The organism is Leucobacter sp. gxy201, from assembly GCF_051043335.1.
Taxonomy (GTDB): domain Bacteria; phylum Actinomycetota; class Actinomycetes; order Actinomycetales; family Microbacteriaceae; genus Leucobacter.
Genome location: NZ_JAMXWS010000017.1, coordinates 1 through 1,281, shown reverse-complemented (window position 1 = coordinate 1,281; position 1,281 = coordinate 1). Strand labels below are relative to the sequence as shown.

1 protein-coding gene and 2 pseudogenes are annotated in these 1,281 nt (G+C 62.8%); all 3 read left to right on the top strand.

The genetic code is table 11. The annotated features are described in order from the left end of the window. The coding region (locus NHL51_RS13800) for an integrase core domain-containing protein (RefSeq protein WP_434144646.1) at window positions 1-301 on the top strand (301 nt) is incomplete at its 5' end. Between the two features lie 36 nt (window positions 302-337). After that, a pseudogene (locus NHL51_RS13795) lies at window positions 338-751 on the top strand (ATP-binding protein); the annotation flags it as partial. Window positions 752-842: 91 nt separating this feature from the next. Then, window positions 843-1,148: pseudogene (locus tag NHL51_RS13790) on the top strand (ATP-binding protein); the annotation flags it as partial. Window positions 1,149-1,281 lie beyond the last annotated feature (133 nt).

Below are 1,281 nucleotides of genomic sequence, written 5' to 3'. Positions count from 1 at the left end.
CGTGGTGCTGACCGAGCACCTCGCGCTCGAGCAGATCGCACCCTCGATCGGGTCGGTCGGTGATGCGTATGACAATGCCCTGATGGAGACGATTAACGGGCTCTACAAAGCCGAGTGCGTGCGCACGACGATCTTCCACGATGGCCCGTACAAAACCATCGCTGACGTCGAATACGCGACCGCTGGCTGGGTTGATTGGTATAACCATCGCAGGTTGCACGGTAGCCTCGGAATGGTCAGCCCCGACGAGTACGAGGCTGACTACTATGCGGCCCTCACCCGAGCGCCGCTCCCAGTATAGAAGCGGCAGAGAGCCCGGGACGGTTCAAGCGTAGGGAAATCGTACCTCGCGCAAGCGCTCGTGAACGCGGCCTGCAGGCGTGATTACACTGCCAAGTACTACCGGCTCGATGACCTCGCAAACCAGCTCGCCGTCTACCAGTCGGGCGACCCCACAAGGCTCCGGTTCCTTGAAGCCCTACACACGTGCGACCTGCTCGTGCTCGACGATTTCCTCACCACCCCCATCAGTAGCGAGACCGCGGCCGAGCTCCTCAACATCCTCGCCTCACGAGAGAACAGGGGCTCGACCGTGGTCACGAGCCAGTTCGATCCCGAGGACTGGTACAAATCGCTCCACGATGCCGTGATCGCGGAATCGATTCTGAACCGGATCGTGTCTAACGTCGAGATCGTGCAGTTGGCTGGCCCGAACATGCGCCGCCACACCGCTACCGATTCCGCAGAATGAGGTCAAGCGCGGGCGGGGAGTGCTCCGGGTGCACCCGCCCGCGCTACCGGGTCGACCCACACGCGCTACCAAGCGGCTCGGCTAAACAGCCGACCGGCCCGGAGGGAAAGAGAAGTTCCTGCGTAAGTACGCGAGCTTCAAGCTGCTCGTTCTCGACGAATGGCTCCTCGACCCGCCAGACGAGGCGCTCCGGTCGATGCTGTTCGAACTGATCGAACGCAGGTACGACGACGCGTCAACGGTGTTCTGCACCCAATACGCGAAGAAGGACTGGCATCAGCGTCTCGGCGGTGGGGTCCACGCAGACGCGATCATGGACCGCATCGTGCACAACGCGATCTGGGTCGAGACCGGCAGCGTGAACATGCGCGAACACGCGCTCGCTCGGTCCGCCTGACCATAGTGTCGGTGAGCGTCACACCCGGGCTACCCGCGGGCTGGCGTTCACCGACGCGATCGGTGGCCCCGAAAGGGAATAGGGGCGGCCCCCAGGCGGAATAATCGGTGGCCCCCACACCTACGAATACTCA